The following is a 3,026-nucleotide window of genomic DNA, read 5'->3' on the forward strand; positions in this document are numbered from 1 at the left end:
CGCCGGCCCGACCACCCGCAGCCCCCCGGTGCGAGCGGCGCGCAGCAGCTCGCGCCGCAGCGCGAGCCCCTCCTCCCCCGTCTCGGCGTACCCGGCCGACAGCACGACGACGCCGCGCACCTGCAGGCGCGCGAGGCGGCGGACCGCGTCGATCGCCTCGGGCGGGCGCAGCGCGAGGACGGCGAGGTCGACGGGACCCGGGACCTCGGCGAGGGAGGCGTGCACGGCGACCCGCGCGCCGCCGGGCTCGTCGGGCAGGGCGGGCACGTCGGCGGTCGACGGCCCGACCGCGTGCACGGCCAGGCCGCCGCCCCGGGCGAGCGCCGCGAGCGCCCGACGCGCGAGGAGTACCTCGACCGCGGGCTCCTCGCCCGCGGGCGGGTCCGGCGGCCCGACGAGCACGACGCTCTGCGCGCCGAGCAGCCCCTGCATGCTCCGCGCCTCGGCGCGGTGCTCGCGGTCGGCCATGACGGCCCGGGAGCGTTCCGTCGGGTCGAGGTCGACGCTGACCATGACGAGGCCGTCGTCCATCTGCTGCTGGACCTCGTAGCCGGCCTCGCGGAAGACGGCGAGCATCCGCCCGTTCTGCGGCAGCACGTCCGCGGTGAACCGGCGCACGCCGCGCTCGCGCGCGGCGGCGGCGAGGTGCTCGAGCAGCACGGACCCGAGCCCGCGGCCCTGCGCCGCGTCCGCGATGTTGAACGCGACCTCGGCCTCGTGGGCCGACGTCCGGTCGAACCGCGCCACCCCGATGATGTCGACGCCGTCCTGGTCCTCGCGGCCGGGGTCGCCGACCCCCGGGGCGCCGTCCTGCTCCGCCCGGTCGGCACCCGCGGCGTCGGCGCGGGGGCGGACCGCGACGAGCGCGACGCGGTCACGGTGGTCCACGTGCGTGAAGCGCGCGAGGTCGCGCTCGGGCAGCCGCTGCAGCGGCGCGAAGAACCGCAGGTACGTCGAGCGCTCCGACTGGCCGACGTGGAACCGCTGCAGGGCGTCGGCGTCACCGGGCCGGATGGGGCGCACGTGCGTGGTCGTCCCGTCGCGCAGCACGACGTCCGCCTCCCACTCCACCGGGTACGTGTCCACCGGGTCCGTGCCGGCGGCGCCGTCGTCGCTCACGACCCCAGGCTATGCACTCCCCCGCGCGGTGCGCCTGCGCCGACGCACCCGCCGGGCGGAGGAGAATCGACGTGGCGCCCGGGGACGGCGCGGGCGTGTCGGACGCGTGGGCTACCCTCGCGTGCGGCGATCGACCGTCCGCCCCACCAGGACCACGTCCGGACCGCGACGCAGATCCGCGACACCGACCCGCGTCCTCCGACGCACCGACCGGCAGGAGCCCGCACGACCATGGCGCGCAAGCCCTCGACCCCCTCGCTCGACCCGGGCGCGGTGAACGAGACGATCGTCGACGTCGACGTCGCGACCGAGATGGAGGGCTCGTTCCTCGAGTACGCGTACTCCGTCATCTACTCGCGCGCCCTGCCCGACGCGCGCGACGGCCTCAAGCCCGTGCAGCGCCGCATCCTCTACATGATGGCCGACATGGGCCTGCGGCCCGACCGCGCCCACGTGAAGTCCGCGCGCGTGGTCGGCGAGGTGATGGGCAAGCTGCACCCGCACGGCGACGGCGCGATCTACGACGCGCTCGTGCGCCTCGCGCAGGACTTCTCCCTGCGGCTGCCGCTCGTCGACGGGCACGGCAACTTCGGCTCCCTCGACGACGGTCCCGCCGCCTCCCGGTACACCGAGGCGCGCCTCGCGCCGTCCGCGCTCGCGATGACGACGAACCTCGACGAGGACGTCGTCGACTTCGTCCCGAACTACGACAACAAGCTCACCCAGCCCGAGGTGCTGCCCGCGGCGATCCCCAACCTGCTCGTCAACGGCGCGTCCGGCATCGCCGTCGGCATGGCGACGAACATGCCGCCGCACAACCTCGTCGAGGTCATCGCGGCGGCGCGGCACCTCGTGAAGAACCCGGACGCCGACCTCGAGGCGCTCATGCGCTTCGTGCCGGGGCCGGACCTGCCGTCGGGCGGAAAGATCGTCGGGCTCGACGGCGTGCGCGACGCCTACCGCACGGGTCGCGGGTCGTTCCGCACGCGCGCGACGGCGCGCGTCGAGAACCTCACGCCGCGCCGCAAGGGCATCGTCATCACCGAGCTGCCGTACGTCGTCGGCCCCGAGAAGGTGATCGAGAAGATCGCCGAGGGCGTCAAGGCCAAGAAGATCCAGGGCGTCACGGCGGCCACCGACCTCACCGACCGCGAGCACGGGCTGCGCATCGTCGTCGAGGTCAAGACCGGGTTCAACCCGGAGGCGGTGCTCGAGCAGCTGTACAAGTTCACGCCGCTCGAGGACTCCTTCGGCATCAACAACGTCGCGCTCGTCGGCGGCCAGCCGCGCACGCTCGGCCTGCGCGAGCTGCTCGCCGTGTGGGTCGACCACCGCATCGACGTCGTGCGCCGGCGGTCGGCGTACCGGCTGCGCAAGCGCTCCGAGCGCCTGCACCTCGTCGACGGCCTGCTGATCGCGATCGTCGACATCGACCAGGTCATCCAGGTCATCCGGTCCTCCGACGACGCGCGCACCGCGCGCGAGCGGCTGCAGACGGTGTTCGACCTCTCCGAGCCGCAGGCCGAGTACATCCTCGAGCTCCAGCTGCGCCGCCTGACGAAGTTCTCGCGCATCGAGCTCGAGAAGGAGCAGGAGGAGCTGCGGCGCGAGATCGCCGAGCTCGAGGAGATCCTCGGCGACGACGCGCGGCTGCGCGCGGTCGTGTCCGCCGAGATGGCCGAGGTCGCCAAGACCTACGGCACGCCGCGGCGCACCGTCCTCCTCGAGTCGGCCGGCGCCGCCCCCACGACGACGGCCGCGGTGCCGCTCGAGGTCGCCGACACCCCGTGCTGGGTCCTGTACTCCGCGACCGGCCTGCTCGCGCGCACGAGCGACGAGACCGAGCCGGCGCGCACCGGCGCGCGGGCGGCGCACGACGTGCTGCGCGCGCGGGTCCGCGCGACGAC

Annotated in this window: 2 protein-coding genes; one reads left to right on the plus strand and one right to left on the minus strand. The window is 74.8% G+C overall.

What is annotated here, in order from left to right; translation table 11 throughout:
• On the minus strand, positions 1 to 1,119 hold a 1,119-nt coding region (locus tag JZ5iCDA_RS16565), incomplete at its 3' end, for a GNAT family N-acetyltransferase (RefSeq protein WP_139123189.1).
• Between the two features lie 231 nt (positions 1,120 to 1,350).
• Here JZ5iCDA_RS16565 and JZ5iCDA_RS16570 point away from each other — a divergent pair.
• The coding region (locus tag JZ5iCDA_RS16570) for a DNA gyrase/topoisomerase IV subunit A (RefSeq protein ID WP_069388129.1) at positions 1,351 to 3,026 on the plus strand (1,676 nt) is incomplete at its 3' end.

Origin of the sequence: Cellulosimicrobium cellulans (assembly GCF_001722485.1) — a bacterium.
Classification (GTDB): Bacteria; Actinomycetota; Actinomycetes; order Actinomycetales; family Cellulomonadaceae; genus Cellulosimicrobium; species Cellulosimicrobium cellulans_A.